This is a genomic window from Fictibacillus marinisediminis (genome assembly GCF_023149135.1).
In the GTDB taxonomy this organism is placed as follows: domain Bacteria; phylum Bacillota; class Bacilli; order Bacillales; family Fictibacillaceae; genus Fictibacillus_C; species Fictibacillus_C marinisediminis.
Genome location: NZ_JAIWJX010000002.1, coordinates 3844654 through 3858888, shown reverse-complemented (window position 1 = coordinate 3858888; position 14235 = coordinate 3844654). Strand labels below are relative to the sequence as shown.

The 14235-nt window shown below is 48.3% G+C and carries 17 protein-coding genes and 1 pseudogene; 13 read left to right on the top strand and 5 right to left on the bottom strand.

Annotated features, from left to right (window positions below; translation table 11 throughout):
- Window positions 1–9 precede the first annotated feature (9 nt).
- The 11 genes from nbaC to LCY76_RS20215 all read left to right on the top strand — a co-directional run bounded on the left by nbaC (window position 10) and on the right by LCY76_RS20215 (window position 9038).
- Window positions 10–558: a 3-hydroxyanthranilate 3,4-dioxygenase gene (gene nbaC, locus LCY76_RS20265; RefSeq protein ID WP_053356784.1), complete on the top strand. Its 549-nt coding sequence runs from the start codon at window positions 10–12 to the stop codon at window positions 556–558.
- Window positions 543–1586 (top strand): amidohydrolase family protein, encoded by a 1044-nt coding sequence (locus tag LCY76_RS20260; RefSeq protein ID WP_248254148.1) that lies wholly within the window; start codon window positions 543–545, stop codon window positions 1584–1586. The genes nbaC and LCY76_RS20260 overlap by 16 nt, the downstream gene beginning before the upstream one ends.
- Window positions 1558–2016: a RidA family protein gene (locus LCY76_RS20255; RefSeq protein WP_248254147.1), complete on the top strand. Its 459-nt coding sequence runs from the start codon at window positions 1558–1560 to the stop codon at window positions 2014–2016. Before LCY76_RS20260 ends, LCY76_RS20255 begins: the two co-directional genes overlap by 29 nt.
- 12 nt (window positions 2017–2028) lie before the next feature.
- Window positions 2029–3498 carry an aldehyde dehydrogenase gene (locus LCY76_RS20250; RefSeq protein WP_248254146.1) on the top strand — a complete coding sequence of 490 codons (1470 nt, stop codon included), beginning with the start codon at window positions 2029–2031 and terminating at the stop codon, window positions 3496–3498.
- Between the two features lie 20 nt (window positions 3499–3518).
- On the top strand, window positions 3519–3737 hold the full coding sequence (locus LCY76_RS20245) for a hypothetical protein (RefSeq protein ID WP_248254145.1): 219 nt from the start codon (window positions 3519–3521) through the stop codon (window positions 3735–3737).
- 79 nt (window positions 3738–3816) lie between these two features.
- Window positions 3817–4596, top strand: coding sequence for a 2-keto-4-pentenoate hydratase (locus LCY76_RS20240; RefSeq protein WP_248254144.1), 780 nt, complete (start codon window positions 3817–3819; stop codon window positions 4594–4596).
- Window positions 4597–4611: 15 nt separating this feature from the next.
- Entirely contained in the window at window positions 4612–5523 is a 912-nt protein-coding gene (locus LCY76_RS20235; protein WP_248254143.1) for an acetaldehyde dehydrogenase (acetylating), read from the top strand.
- The gene (gene dmpG, locus LCY76_RS20230; RefSeq protein ID WP_248254142.1) at window positions 5510–6535 is read left to right on the top strand and encodes a 4-hydroxy-2-oxovalerate aldolase; all 1026 of its coding nucleotides are present in this window, start codon (window positions 5510–5512) and stop codon (window positions 6533–6535) included. The genes LCY76_RS20235 and dmpG overlap by 14 nt, the downstream gene beginning before the upstream one ends.
- A gap of 33 nt (window positions 6536–6568) precedes the next feature.
- Window positions 6569–7327: a 2-keto-4-pentenoate hydratase gene (locus LCY76_RS20225; RefSeq protein ID WP_248254733.1), complete on the top strand. Its 759-nt coding sequence runs from the start codon at window positions 6569–6571 to the stop codon at window positions 7325–7327.
- Window positions 7328–7329: 2 nt separating this feature from the next.
- Window positions 7330–7509: a 4-oxalocrotonate tautomerase gene (locus tag LCY76_RS20220; protein WP_248254141.1), complete on the top strand. Its 180-nt coding sequence runs from the start codon at window positions 7330–7332 to the stop codon at window positions 7507–7509.
- 434 nt (window positions 7510–7943) lie between these two features.
- The gene (locus LCY76_RS20215) at window positions 7944–9038 is read left to right on the top strand and encodes a major royal jelly family protein (RefSeq protein ID WP_248254140.1); all 1095 of its coding nucleotides are present in this window, start codon (window positions 7944–7946) and stop codon (window positions 9036–9038) included.
- 302 nt (window positions 9039–9340) lie between these two features.
- Here LCY76_RS20215 and LCY76_RS20210 read toward each other — a convergent pair whose 3' ends face one another.
- The 5 genes from LCY76_RS20210 to LCY76_RS20190 are packed head-to-tail and all read right to left on the bottom strand — an operon-like array spanning window position 9341 to window position 11659.
- On the bottom strand, window positions 9341–9640 hold the full coding sequence (locus LCY76_RS20210; protein WP_248254139.1) for a spore coat protein: 300 nt from the start codon (window positions 9638–9640) through the stop codon (window positions 9341–9343).
- Window positions 9641–9642: 2 nt separating this feature from the next.
- Window positions 9643–9852 (bottom strand): hypothetical protein, encoded by a 210-nt coding sequence (locus tag LCY76_RS20205; protein WP_248254138.1) that lies wholly within the window; start codon window positions 9850–9852, stop codon window positions 9643–9645.
- 17 nt (window positions 9853–9869) lie between these two features.
- Complete coding sequence (locus LCY76_RS20200) at window positions 9870–11006, bottom strand: zinc-dependent alcohol dehydrogenase (RefSeq protein ID WP_248254137.1); 1137 nt, start codon at window positions 11004–11006, stop codon at window positions 9870–9872.
- Window positions 11007–11024: 18 nt separating this feature from the next.
- On the bottom strand, window positions 11025–11393 hold the full coding sequence (locus LCY76_RS20195; RefSeq protein WP_248254136.1) for a spore coat protein: 369 nt from the start codon (window positions 11391–11393) through the stop codon (window positions 11025–11027).
- The gene (locus LCY76_RS20190; protein WP_248254135.1) at window positions 11390–11659 is read right to left on the bottom strand and encodes a spore gernimation protein GerQ; all 270 of its coding nucleotides are present in this window, start codon (window positions 11657–11659) and stop codon (window positions 11390–11392) included. The genes LCY76_RS20195 and LCY76_RS20190 overlap by 4 nt, the downstream gene beginning before the upstream one ends.
- 117 nt (window positions 11660–11776) lie before the next feature.
- Between LCY76_RS20190 and LCY76_RS20185 the strand changes: the two are divergent.
- Both LCY76_RS20185 and LCY76_RS20180 read left to right on the top strand, forming a co-directional pair.
- A pseudogene (locus LCY76_RS20185) lies at window positions 11777–12049 on the top strand (molybdopterin dinucleotide binding domain-containing protein); the annotation flags it as partial.
- Between the two features lie 486 nt (window positions 12050–12535).
- Window positions 12536–14125, top strand: a complete 1590-nt coding sequence (locus LCY76_RS20180) for a long-chain-fatty-acid--CoA ligase (protein ID WP_248254133.1) — start codon at window positions 12536–12538, stop codon at window positions 14123–14125.
- Window positions 14126–14235 lie beyond the last annotated feature (110 nt).

The window sequence follows — 14235 nt, the reverse complement described above, 5'->3', positions numbered from 1 at the left end:
GAATACCAAATGACAAAGACGGCTGAACGACTGTTTTCTTTTAATCTGCTGAAATGGATCGAGGAAAATAAGGATGCGTTAAAACCGCCTGTGAACAACAAAGTGCTCTGGCAGGATTCAGAGTTCATCTGCATGATCATCGGCGGGCCGAACCGCCGGCGCGATTTTCACGTCGACCCTTCAGACGAGTTCTTTTACCAGATCAAAGGCGACTGTTATGTCGAGTGCATTACGGAAGATGGGGCAAGAAAGGTCGTTACAGTAAAAGAAGGTGAAGTGTTCATGCTGCCTGCGATGGTTCCACATTCTCCTCACCGTGTGGCAGATACGTACGGACTTGTCATCGAGCGCAAGCGTGCGGAAGGAGAACTAGAGGATTTCGTCTGGTTCTGTGATGAGTGCAACCATGAGATGCACCGGGTGACCGTACAGCTGAACGACATTGAAAAACAAGTAAAAGAAGCAATCCACAGCTTTAACTCTGACGCGGAAGTACGCTTGTGCAAGAATTGCGGCCACCACATGCCGGAAAACGTGGAGGAATGGAAGTGCGAATAGATTTTCACACCCATATCATTCCGGAGAGCTTTCCGGATTTTACGGAAAAATACGGCGGAGAGCGCTGGCCGGTGCTGAACCGGACGTGTGCCTGCGGTGCATCCATTTTGGTAGGAGGCAAGAACTTCCGGGATGTGACGGACCAGGTATGGTCGCCGGAAAAACGAATTCAGGACATGGACCGGGAAGGCGTGGATATCCAGGTGCTGTCCCCGATTCCGGTCACGTTCTCGTACTGGGCGAATCCGGAAGCCGCAACCGAGATGGCAAAGATTCAGAACGACTTTATTGCAGAAACGGTCGCAAAGCACCCTGACCGTTTTGTCGGCTTAGGGACGGTTCCAATGCAGGACAGCGTAACCGCCGTCCGGGAGATGGAACGCTGCATCAATGAACTTGGGCTGCATGGCATCGAGATCGGTACGAACGTCAACGGCAAAAACTTGGATGATCCGTCATTTCTGCTATTTTTTGAGATGGCGGAAAAATGGGAAGTGCCAATCTTCATCCACCCGTGGGAGACGCTCGGGCGGGATCGGATGCCGAACCATAACTTCATGTATACGGTAGGGATGCCGAGTGAGACGGCGCTTGCAGCGGCCTCGCTCATCTGGAGCGGCATCATGGAGAAGTATCCGCGTCTGAAGATCTGTTTTGCGCATGGAGGCGGTTCGTTTCCTTACCTCATCCCAAGACTGGATCAAGGCTGGAACGTCTGGCCGCATCTCCGGCTGACGACTCATCCGCCGAGCCATTATGCCAAACAGTTTTATTTTGATTCGTTAAACTACGATCCGCTGAACATCAAATATATGATGGAGCGGTTTGGATACGAGAAAATCTTCATGGGTTCTGATTATCCGTTTTTGCTGCGTGAAATCAATCCTGGCAAGGTAATCGATGAAACGCTCGAGTTAACAGCTGAGCAGAAACGCGGCATGCTTGGTGAGAATGCAGCACGGTTTTTAAATTTGGAACTCGGGAAACGGGGTGCAGTCCTTGCAAACAGTGCAACATCCGGAGAGTAAGCTGGAAGGGCTCGGGCTGATCCTCGCTCCTGTCCGGCCGGCAGTCGGAAACTATGTGAGCTGTGTAAGAACCGGAAGCCTTCTTTTTACATCCGGTCAGGGTGTTGATCAGTATCATGGCAAACTGGGCCGGGAACTAACGGTTGAAGAAGGATATTTGGCCGCCCAGCAGTCGATGCTGAATCTTCTCAGTGTCGTGAAGCAGGAGCTTGGTGAGTTGAGCAGGGTGAAGCGTGTCGTGAAGATACTTGGCATGGTGAACTGTACAGAGGATTTTACCGCGACTCCCCAAGTGATGAACGGGGCGTCGGATCTGCTCGTTCAAGTGTTCGGCGAAAAAGGAAAACACGCGCGTTCAGCCGTCGGGATGGCACAGCTTCCGAACAATACGGCGATTGAGATCGAGATGATTCTGGAGATCGAAGAGTAAGGAGGTTCACACATGACGAAAGAAATGACGGCTGATAAAAAAACACTGAAAGATGCGCTTCTTTTTATTGACGGCGAGTACGTGGAGGCCCGTTCCGGCAGCACGTTCGACTCCATCAATCCGGCGAGCAATGAAAAGCTCGCAGCTGTTGCGAACGGAAGTCCGGAAGATGCGGAGCGTGCGATCGAATCGGCCAAGAAAGCTTTTGACAGCGGCATTTGGAGCAAGATGCCGGTAGAGGAACGCTCTGATATTCTCTGCCGGATGTCCGGCCTGATCATGGAGAACGTGGACGAGTTGGCGATGGTCGAAACTTTAGATGTCGGTAAGCCGATCAAAGAAAGCCGTGGATTTGATATTCCACGGGCTGCTTCCAACTTCCGCTTTTTTGCCGAGATGTCTAAATACATGGTTCATGAACATTACGATAAACACAACATCATGTCCTACGCTAAATATGCACCAGCCGGGGTTACGAGCCTCATCATCCCGTGGAACCTTCCGTTCATGCAGATGACGTGGAAAGCGTCGGCTGCTCTTGCCGCAGGCAATACGGTCGTTGTAAAGCCGGCCTCCTATACACCGCTGAGTGCAGTCATGCTTGGTGAGATTGCGAACGAAGCCGGATTGCCGCCAGGAGTATTGAACATTATTACCGGTCCGGGCAGCACGATGGGCACAGCGATGACGACCAATCCGTCTGTCCGCAGGATTTCATTTGTCGGTGAATCGAATACAGGCAAAACGATCATGCGCAATGCCGCAGAAAACCTGATCCCTGTTTCATTGGAGCTTGGCGGAAAATCAGCGAATATCGTGTTTGAAGATGCCGACCTGGATGAAGCAGTACAAGGATCACTTGATGCGATCTACCGAAACCAGGGTGAGATCTGTTTAGCGGGTTCGCGCCTGTTATTGCAGGAAAGCATATATGATCAGTTTTTGGAGAAGTTTACGTCGGCTGTTCAGAAAATTAAAGTCGGTGATCCGACCGATGAAACGACAGATATGGGGGCAGTTGTCTCTAAGAGCCATCTCGAGACGGTGCATAACTACGTGGAGATCGGGCTAACCGAGGGGGCGAAGCTGGCATGCGGCGGCAAGCGGGTGAAAGGGATGGAGCATGGTAACTTTTACGAGCCGACCGTCCTTTATGATGTGGACAACAGCATGCGCGTAGCACAAGAGGAGATTTTCGGTCCGGTCCTGGTCGTCATTCCTTTTAAATCCGAAGAAGATGCCATTCGGATCGCCAATGATTCGATGTATGGCCTTGCAGGAGTCGTCTGGACGAACGATATACGCCGGGCACAGCGGGTGACGGCAGGCGTGGATTCAGGATTGCTCTGGATCAATTGCTGGTATATTCGTGACCTAAGAACGCCTTTTGGCGGCTCGAAAGCAAGCGGGATCGGCCGTGAAGGCGGCCGGCACAGCTTCGAATTTTATACCGAGGCAAAAACGATCACGATGAAATTATAAGGCTGTTTCAGCAGCTTCTGTTGCTCTTGGAAGTGGTTGATCTCCGTTCCAGGATGCTCGCTTTCCGCGGGGCGTGCGGTGAGCCTGTAGTCTCACCTGTCACGCTACTCCCGCAGGACAAGGAAGGCTACGGCAGCGATACATCGCACGAAGAAAATGTGATGTTCATTTTCGAGGATCTCGCACCTTCCACTCCAATCAACTTGGCAATGAAGCTAATTAAACAAAAGCCTTCATAATTTTTTAGAAAAAAGCTAAGAGACGAAAGGTGCTAAATGCCTTTCGTTCCTTATTTTAAAGAGAAGGGATGAAACATACATGCAAAAGGTCATTGATCGGCTTGCAGGGGAACTGCTCGAGGCGGAGCGTACCAACGTACCGGTTGCCCCGCTGACCGAGCGTTTTGAGAATCTGACGGTGGAGGATGCTTATCAGATTCAGCTCGCCATTGCGAAGAGCAAGACAGACGAAGGGCGGAACGTGATTGGCAAGAAGGTTGGTCTGACGAGCAAAGCGATGCAGAACATGCTTGGGGTGGATGAGCCGGATTACGGCCATCTCTTTGATGATATGACGGTGAAAAATGGTGAGACGGTACGCATTGATTCAATGATCAAGCCGAGAGTGGAGGCGGAAATCGGCTTTGTGCTGCGAGATGAGCTGTTTCAGCCGAACGTGACATTCCTGGATGTACTCATGGCAACCGATTATGTGGTTCCAGCACTTGAGATCATCGACAGCCGCATCGCCGACTGGAAGATCAAGCTCGTGGATACGGTAGCGGATAACGGATCATCGGCAAAGGTCGTCCTCAGTGACAAGAAGAAAACCATTGATGAGGTTGATTTTAGAAGCGCCAGCATGGTTTTATTCAAAAATGAAGAGCTGATTGCAACCGGAGCAGGAGCGGCAGCGCTTGGGCACCCGGCTCACGCGGTCGCCTGGCTGGCCAACAAGCTTTACGAGTTCGGCATTCCGCTAAAAGCAAACGAGCTCATTCTGCCAGGTGCTCTGTCGGCAGCCATTGATGTTTTGCCAGGAGATACGGTGACGGCAGAATTTGGTGCGCTCGGCTGGGTATCCGTCCATTTTGCATAAGAAAGGAGAAAGGCTATGGAGAAGGTAAAAGCAGCAATCATCGGTTCGGGGAACATCGGAACGGACCTCATGTACAAGCTTGCACGAAGTGAATGGCTTGAACTGACGGCTGTCATTGGCATTGATGCAGAATCAGATGGGTTGAAGCGGGCTAAAGATGCGGGGTACACCACGTTTGATAACGGAATTCAGGGGTTGTTGGAAAACCCTGAGCTTGCGGACATCGTGTTTGATGCCACATCCGCCAAGGCTCATGTGCGCCATGCAAAAGTGCTGAAGGCTCTGGGAAAGTTTGCAGTCGATCTCACTCCGGCAGCACGTGGACCGTTCGTATGCCCTGCGGTAAACCACCTTGGCAGTTATCTTGATGAATCAAATGTAAATATGATCACGTGCGGGGGACAGGCGACGATTCCTATCATTCACGCGATCAACCGGGTGGCAGATGTGGAGTACGGGGAAATTGTAGCGACGATCGCCAGCAAGAGCGCCGGACCTGGAACTCGGGCCAACATTGATGAATTTACGATCACGACCCGCAGAGGGATTGAAGAGGCAGGCGGGGCGGACCGTGGAAAAGCTTTGATTATCATGAACCCAGCCGATCCCCCGATTCTGATGAGAGACACGGTGTATTGTGAAGTTAAAAATATGGACGAAGAAGCGATTCGCCAGTCCATTGATGAGATGGTAACGGAAGTTCAATCCTATGTTCCCGGCTATCTTCTAAAACAGGAGCCGTTGTTTGAAGATAACCGGGTCACCGTTTTTCTTGAGGTGGAAGGGGCGGGAGATTACTTTCCACCGTATGCCGGCAATCTTGATATCATGACGGCCGCTGCTGTTCGGGTGGCGGAGCAATATGCCAAACACCGGTTGGATCTAAGGAAGGCGCCGGAAAGGATGGGTTCTTATGAAACGAAATAGCGATAAGCCCATTAAATTGACCGAAGTTTGCCTTCGTGACGGCAGCCATGTCATGAAGCATCAGTTCACGGCAGAACAGGTGTGGAAGGTGGCAAAAGCGCTGGATGAGGCCGGCATGCATTACATTGAGGTAAGCCATGGGGATGGACTCGGCGGTTCGACCCTTCAATACGGGCGTTCTCTAGTGGATGAAATGAAACTGATCGAAACAGCGGTCGAGGCGTGTAAGTTGTCAACAGTTGCGGTTCTCTTAATTCCTGGAATCGGTACAGTTCATGAATTGAAAAAAGCTCGTGACCTAGGGGCAGGCCTCGTTCGTGTGGCGACTCATGTGACAGAAGCGGATATTTCTGCTCAGCATATTCACCTGGCACGAGAGCTTGGGATGGAAGCCTTCGGATTTTTGATGATGGCTCACTCTGCTCCCGTCGACAAGCTTGTCGAACAGGCCAGGCTGATGGAAAGCTATGGCGCGCAGGCCGTGTATGTGACGGATTCCGCGGGTGCCCTGCTGCCTCACGAAGTGCGTGAACGAATCAGCGCGCTTCGCCAGTCTTTGGATATCGAGATCGGGTTTCATGCCCATAACAATCTCTCGGTTGCCGTGGCCAATACGCTGGTGGCTATTGAAGAAGGAGCGACCCGGATTGATGGCAGTGTCCGCTGTCTGGGGGCAGGAGCGGGGAATACGCAGACAGAGGTATTGCTGGCTGTACTTGACCGCCTTGGACTTGATGTGGGGATCGATCTCTATAAAATGCAGGACCTCGCGGAGGAGATCGTAGCACCGATGCTGCCGCGTCCGCAGGAGATCAGTAAAGGCAGTCTTGTGATGGGGCATGCCGGTGTCTACTCGAGCTTCCTTCTGCACGCCGAACGGGCAGCTGCTCGTTTCGGACTGGATTCACGGAATATTTTAGTAGAGATTGGCAAGCGAAAGGCAGTCGGGGGACAGGAAGATATGATACTAGATGTAGCGGCCGAGCTGGCCAAGACCAAACAGGAGGTGTGATTCGTGACGGTAACAAAAAGAGGACAGGATGAAATGGTAGACTATCTTTTGGGCGCAGAACGCGATATCCGTGAAGTCATCAAGCTGACGGACCAGAATCCGGACCTTGCCATAGATGAAGCATATGATATCCAGCAGCGTTTGATTGAAAAAAGGATGGAACAGGGAGCACGAAGAGCAGGGATCAAGCTTGGCTTAACGAGCAAAGCGAAGCATGAGATGATGGGTGTTCACGAGGCAATCTATGGTTATCTGCTCACGGATATGCTCGCGTACGAATGGGAGCCTGTTCGGTTCAACCAGCTTATTCATCCAAAGGCCGAACCTGAAATTGCCTTTTTAATGGGTGAGGATCTGCAGGGAACGAACGTTACGGCTGAGGATGTACTGAAGGCGACCAAGTACATAGCACCTGCTATCGAGATCATCGACAGCCGATACAAGGACTTTAAATTCACGCTCGTTGATGTGGTAGCGGATAACTGCTCATCTGCGAAGTTCATAGCCGGAAGCAAGTGGATCTCGCCAGACAAGTTGGATCTTGCCCATATCGGCATGGTCATGTCCAAAAACGGCGAAGTGGCCACAACAGGAGCTGGGGCTGCCGTGCTCCGGCATCCGGCGGCAGCGGTTGCCTGGTGCGTGAATAAGATGGGAGAGAGAAACGAAGGCCTTAAAAAAGGTGACATCGTCCTGAGCGGCGCTCTATCAGAAGCCATTGCCTTTGAGCCGGGTGATACCATCATTGCCACGTTCGACGAGCTCGGCAGCGTATCGTTCTCCTGTAAATAGAGATGCCGATCATTCAGGTGCAAATCATTAAAGGCCGGTCCGACGAGCAGATTCAGAACATGATTGCGAGTGTGACCGAAGCGGCAGCCAGCACGTTAGACGTGAAGCAAGAGCAGGTCAGAGTGCTTGTTACTGAGGTTGAAGGGAAGCACTGGGCAGTTGGCGGAAAAGCGAAAGAGTAATAGATTAGCAGGGGCCATTCAGCGGTGCTGGGTGGTTTTTTTTTTGTGGTGGGTTGGATCAGGTGGGCGTATTTATGAAAATGATGAGCGGTTGTCAGCCGCACGAGCAAAGCAATTTCCTGTTCAATGATCCGAAGTGAGTGATCCCCCATACCGGTCCCCCCTTTTTTTTCCAATTATACAGCTATTATATAGGAAATCTCATCCCAAGAAAAACAGCACGTGAAGAATATCCCTTTCATGGTGTCATCCTCTTTCTCCTTATATTATTAATTGAGACCGAATACCTTGATAGTTTCTGCATTTATTATGTTCATGTGAATAGATTTTAACCAAAGAAAAAAGCAAGCGATCCGCCCATGTTCTTTGTCATGCACAAGAAAAATTGCTGGCCATATATAGGTAATATCGGTTCAAATCGGATGAGGGAGATGATGAAATTTATGCTGCCTATGGAAAAATATTTCGGTAAGTTTGAACTCGTTCATTCATTTTATGGGGCTATGCCTACAGGCGTTACAGTGTCAGAAACCGGGCGTATTTTCGTTTGCTTTCCGAAATGGGGAGATGACGTAATATTTACGGTGGCGGAAATTGTGGGGGACCAATTGCAGCCCTATCCAAATTTAGAAACAAATTTGGCCAACCCGGCAAACGTTGCGATGTCATTTATCAGTGTCCAAAGTGTAGTGGCTGATGGAAGGGGAACACTTTGGGTATTGGATACAGCAGCACCCAATTTTTCTGAACCGATTAAAGGGGGAGCAAAACTGGTCGCTGTTGATTTAAAAACAAATACAATCAGAAATGTATATACCTTTACAGAAGAAGTAATCCTGCCAACCACATATTTGAATGATGTCCGCTTTGATTTTCGCGTAGGAAAAGCCGGTTATGCCTATATCACAGATTCATCCTCCAAAGGTCCAGGAGCGATCATTGTTGTGGATTTAGAAACAGGAAACGCATTCAGACGGTTAAGTGGCACCCCACCTACATCACCCGATCCCTATTTCTTGCCAAAAGTAGAAGGTAAAATACTGATGAACCGCAATAAAGACGGCTCCATTTCTCCCTTTCGACTGGCGTCTGATGGTATCGCGATTTCTGTGGATGGAAAGACCTTATTTTTTTGTCCATTAACCAGCCGGCATCTGTTCTCCATTTCAACAGAAGCCCTGAGAGACAGAACGATACCGGAGAAGGACTTACTTTCCCGAGTGGAGTATTGGGGAGAAAAAGGGGCATCTGACGGAATGATTACCGGGGCAAAAGGAAACGTCTATGCAGGGGATTATGAAAACAACAGCATACGAAAGATCATGCCGAACGGAAACATGGAAACCATTGCACATGACCCGAGGCTTTTATGGCCGGATACGTTGTCAATTGGCCCGGATCAATACTTATATATCATTGTGAACCAATTACACCGGCAGGCCAGGTTTCATTATGGAAAGGACCTGCGAGAAAAGCCGTATAGTTTGCTTCGCATGAACATAGATGAATTGCCTGCACCTGCATTCTGACAATAAATAGGGGCTGTCCTGAAAGTCAAAAATTGACCTTCAGGCAGCTCCTTTTTCGCGCAAAAAATCTTCAATGAAAAGTTGATTATAGTGGAAGGTGCGAGATCCTCGAAAATGAAAATCACATTTTCTTCGTGCGATGCACCGCTGCCGCAGCGTTCCTTGTCCTGCGGGACTAGCGTGACAGGTGAGACTCCCGCAGGCGCTTGCGCCAAGAGGCTCACCGCACGCTCCGCGGAAAGCGAGCGGCCTGAAACGGAAATCAACGGCTTCCAGACTTCTTGGACAGCCCCTTTGAAGATCTATAGTGTTGGCAAATCCAAAGCGGTCTTCATATTTGTCAAGTTCAAAAGGATTTGCTCGTTCGTATCCCAAGCGTGATACCATCCTTTTTCCACGATATAACCGGAAACTTGTTCATGCATCTCTATGGCTTCCTCCAAATGCCGAGTTAACATTTCTTTGATTTCAGGTGTTCCGGCTTCCGTAACAGCCATGGCGTAATTTCTAATTCCACTTTTTGCCGCAATCAATAAATCCATCGCAACAATCTGGTCGGAAAGGGCATCCATTCCTGTTACGTTTTCAATGATTGAATTCAATTTTACTCAGCTCCTAACGATTGCTTTGCATTAGATAAAACAGAGGTATATTCGTTTAACTGTCTGGTGGAAAGATCAATGTCTTGCTGCATGATTTCTTTTAGCCTTGGGTCACTAACCAGGGCTCTCATTGTTTTAGACTTGGTTAAACAATTTGTTTTAAAAGCGGCCATTTCTTGAACCTCAAGAACTTCGTGTAGGGCATAGTTCATTTTTCAATCCTCCTTCCTCAAGGCTTCAATACGACTTTTATACAATCATCCGTTTTGGTGTCAAAAATCTCATAGCCACGCTTCGCTTCACTGAGCGGAAGCACATGGCTGACCACATCTCCCGGATCAATCTTCCCGGTAGAAACCAGTTCAAACATATAAGGCATATAGTGAATAACAGGTGCTTGTCCGGAGCGGATATTGACATTGCGGTTCATAATATCTCCAAATGGAAAACCGTTATATTTTCCTGCATAAACGCCGGTCACCTGGATATTGCCGCCTTTTCGGACGGCCTGGGTCGCCATGATAAATGCACCAAATGCACCACTCTGAAGTTTTAATCCGCTGGCAAGAAACTCCATATCGGTCATTTTTCCGTCCATACCAACAGCATCAATGACTACATCGGCACCGCCCTTGGTGATTTCCTTCAGGTATTCTCCACAATTTTTATGATCCTCAAAGTTCACAATTTCAACTTTGTTTGTCCGTTTCGCATGCTGCAAGCGATAATTCACATAATCGACTGCAATCACCCGCTTCGCCCCTTTTAGCCAGCAAAACTTTTGTGCAAAAAGTCCCACGGGACCACATCCCAAAACGATAACGGTGTCCCCGTCCTTTACGCCCGCATTATCAACACTCCAAAAACCAGTGGTCATCGCATCCCCAATAACCGTTAACTTTTCATCAGGTTCCTCGCAGGTCTCCGGGATTTTAAAATGAGTAAAGTTGGCAAAAGGGACTCTCAAATATTCCGCTTGCCCGCCTGGATAACCGCCAGTTGTTCCGGAATATCCGAAATAGGCTCCCATATCTCCATTATCATTTGAATTGTCGCATTGACTTTCCAAATGGTCTTTACAGTAACGGCATTCGCCGCATGCGATGTTAAATGGAATGATTACGCGGTCTCCCTTTTTCAGTTTTGTCACTTCCGGACCAACCTCTTCAACGATTCCCATCGGTTCATGTCCAATGACAAAGTTCTCTTGCAGGTTAGGGATCATGCCATGAATTAAATGCAAATCAGAACCACATATCGCTGTACTGGTCACTTTGATAATCATGTCATCTGGTTTTTCAATCTTAGGGTCTGGCACTTCTTTCACAACAACATTTTTTATCCCTTGATACGTTACCGCCTTCATGCTATATAACCTCCAGTGTTAATGTTCATCAGGTGTCCGATCGAACATGCCCTTTCGATTGGTCTCAATGGGAAACAGGTTCATTTTGCCAATCTTAATCGTATTGTTGGCCGAAAGCTGATCCAATTGATACTGTTCAGTTAGTTCGTAAGGATGGAACCATTTTTTCTTGATCATCAACTCAGATATTTCCTGATGCATCGCAATGCCCTGCATCAATTGTTTTCTTAATATGGCACGGACATCAGGTGATGCAGTTTCGGTTAACGCCACAGCTACGTTGCGAACACCTTCTTTGGCACGAAGAAGAAAGTCCATGGCAAAGGTGGTATCTGCGAGTTCAGGCATATGCAGCGAGTTAATCGGATCCAAATAATCATTATTCAATGAATGGTTCCTTCCTTTCCATTAATGATGGGGGTTGGGCGATTTTGAGGAACAGGAGCTTGAAAAGGTGCTCGTTCATAGAGGGACTGCAATTCAGTCAGATCTTGTATCGATTGTTCAACATCTTTTTTCATTAAATTCCTAAGATCATCATCAAAAACCAATCCTTGCATTAATTTAGACTTGGCGATACAAAGCGTTTTAAAGTTAATGGCCTCATGTAAGTCCATAGACTCGTGGGCAGCTAATAATTTCTGTTGATCCATTTTGATTCCCCTCCTTTTTATCCTAAATACAATGGTATTGTTCCAAACATAGGATGAAGTATGCTTTACAATATTTCTTACAAAGACCAATTACTTACAAGGATAGACCTGTTCTCCTTCCCGGCTGCTGAATGGACCGAGCCGTTTAAGCCGGGTGAAGAATTCGACCTACATTTAAATAACGGCCGTTTGCTTGAGCACTTCCATGAAGGAAACATGACGTATCGATCAGAGGGGCTGAAACACAAAGTTCCTCATCCTTGGGTGGAAGTCTCGCCTGAGTTTGCCCGTGAACGGGAGCTTGAGGATGGTGCGCTCGTTGGCCTCACCTCTCCGTATGGACATGTGGAGGTCCGGGTGATCGTCACCGATCGCGTTAAAAGCAACGAGTAGTATCTGAGTCCGAAGCTAGGCGACCTGGACCTTTCGGAATGTGTTTTGCAAGTAAACCTTGACGAACCACAAGTAACAGGAGCATTTTCGCAAGTAAACTCTGTCGAATCGCAAGTAACAGCCCCGTTACCGCAAGTAAAGCGTGTCGAATCGCAAGTAACGGTCTGCCTGGAGAGCTTCCATATCACAGAAGAGGGTTATTGATGAAGGTTTTGACAAGTTAAGCTCTTTTACAACGCTTCGGCAGGCAAATTAATATGTCAAATTCATTTTTTATCGCTGGTTACGGAGTCAAATCCCATAAGTACCGCTTGCAGGGGAGAGCTGAGTTCTATTAAGCAATACCTAGTATTACTTAATATTTTATGAAAAGAAAAAGGAATATCGTATTCTAAGAGATATCTTAACCCTTCTTGTTATATAACAGACTATGATATAATAGACTAAAATTTCTAATTATTTAAGTTGAGGAGGGATCACTCGTTGAATGTACCAATGCTGCTGCCTCAATTTCTTGATCGTGCGGTAAAGTTGTATGGAAAGAAAGCTGCGATAATCGGTGAAAAGCAAACCTATACATACAGTGAAGTGAATAACCGGGTCAACCAGCTTTCACGTGGGCTAATTGAAACTGGAGTTGGAAAAGGAGATCGTGTCGCTTATCTAGCTCCCAACACGTCCGAGATGTATGAAGGATTTTACGGCGTGCTGCAGCTCGGGGCTGTTATGGTACCACTCAACACAAGGCTAAAACCGGAAGATTATGTATACATACTGAATCACAGCGGATCAAAAGTTCTCTTTGTTGACCATGAACTGATGAACCAAATCGAGCCAATTCGAGAACAGTTAACGATGGTTGAAGCCATTATAGTGCATGATCTTGAACAGGCAGGGGACGGTTTAATTCCCTATGAAAACTGGCTGGAGCAGTTCAACACTGCACCTGTTGACCGTCCGGAGATGGATGAGAATGACTTGGCGACCCTTTTGTATACGAGCGGGACGACCGGCAAGCCGAAAGGGGTTATGCTCTCACATCGGAGCAATTTTTTGCATGCGCTTACATCCATGCATCATCTGCGGGTTTCCGATCGTGATGTCCTGCTTCATGTCCTTCCGATGTTCCATGTGAACGGCTGGGGATCGCCTTTTTACTATACGGCAAACGGAGCGGCACAGGTCTTCCTCAAAAAGGTAGTGCCTGAAGAGATTTTTAGAAAAGTGAACGAGTATGGAGTTTCGGTCATGCATATGGCTCCGACCGTCCTGAACGGACTTCTGCAGTATGCGGACAAGCAAGAGACCGTTAAAGCGGCTAGCAACCTCCGTATTGTCATTGCCGGTTCGGCACCGCCGCCAGCCTTCGTGAAGCGGGTGGAGGAAAAGCTGCATTGGGAGTTTATCCAGGTGTATGGCATGACGGAAGCCTCGCCGCTCATTACGACGTCCATCATCCGGGACACACAGGATCATTTGACGAATGATGAGAAATACCGTTTGAAATCGAAAGCGGGATACGAATTTATTGGTAGTGAAGTGAAGGTCGTCAATGAGGACGGAGACGAAGTAGCCCATGACAGCCATGAGATCGGCGAGATTGTTGTGCGCAGCAACACTGTTATGGAAGGGTACTGGAACAACCCGGAGGAAACGAACCATATCATCCGAAACGGCTGGTACCATACAGGCGATATGGCGGTTGTAGACGAGCAAGGTAATATTGAGATTGCCGACCGGAAAAAAGACATCATCATTTCAGGCGGTGAAAACATCTCCTCCATCGAAGTCGAGGGTGTGCTGTATGATCACCCCGCTGTTCTGGAAGCAGCTGTTATCGCAGTCCCTCATGATAAATGGGGAGAAACACCGCAAGCCATCGTCGTGCTCCGGGAAGGGCACGAGGCTAGTGAGGACGAGCTGATCACGTTTGCCCGCAGCCGGCTTGCACACTTTAAGGCGCCGACCATTATCGTTTTCGTGGAAGAATTGCCTAAAACCGGCTCCGGAAAGATACAAAAGGTGCATTTGAGGAAAGATTACTGGAAGGATAAGGGACGGCTCGTTAACTAGCAGGCTCTGATCGCGGCTGGTTATAAATACAAATGGTGTATTTCTCTGAAAATATGTATAATGGCACTTTAAACGTTTAAAGCGTTTCATGGTAAACAATGCTAGATGGA

Coding starts and splice junctions, on each gene's coding strand:
- LCY76_RS20235 (WP_248254143.1), top strand. CDS start 4,612: ATGGAGAAGGTAAAAGCAGCAATCATCGGTTCGGGGAACATCGGAACG.
- LCY76_RS20220 (WP_248254141.1), top strand. CDS start 7,330: ATGCCGATCATTCAGGTGCAAATCATTAAAGGCCGGTCCGACGAGCAG.
- LCY76_RS20225 (WP_248254733.1), top strand. CDS start 6,569: ATGGTAGACTATCTTTTGGGCGCAGAACGCGATATCCGTGAAGTCATC.
- LCY76_RS20190 (WP_248254135.1), bottom strand. CDS start 11,659: ATGGATCAACAGAAATTATTAGCTGCCCACGAGTCTATGGACTTACAT.
- LCY76_RS20200 (WP_248254137.1), bottom strand. CDS start 11,006: ATGAAGGCGGTAACGTATCAAGGGATAAAAAATGTTGTTGTGAAAGAA.
- LCY76_RS20260 (WP_248254148.1), top strand. CDS start 543: ATGGAAGTGCGAATAGATTTTCACACCCATATCATTCCGGAGAGCTTT.
- LCY76_RS20215 (WP_248254140.1), top strand. CDS start 7,944: ATGAAATTTATGCTGCCTATGGAAAAATATTTCGGTAAGTTTGAACTC.
- LCY76_RS20205 (WP_248254138.1), bottom strand. CDS start 9,852: ATGAACTATGCCCTACACGAAGTTCTTGAGGTTCAAGAAATGGCCGCT.
- LCY76_RS20240 (WP_248254144.1), top strand. CDS start 3,817: ATGCAAAAGGTCATTGATCGGCTTGCAGGGGAACTGCTCGAGGCGGAG.
- LCY76_RS20250 (WP_248254146.1), top strand. CDS start 2,029: ATGACGAAAGAAATGACGGCTGATAAAAAAACACTGAAAGATGCGCTT.
- dmpG (WP_248254142.1), top strand. CDS start 5,510: ATGAAACGAAATAGCGATAAGCCCATTAAATTGACCGAAGTTTGCCTT.
- nbaC (WP_053356784.1), top strand. CDS start 10: ATGACAAAGACGGCTGAACGACTGTTTTCTTTTAATCTGCTGAAATGG.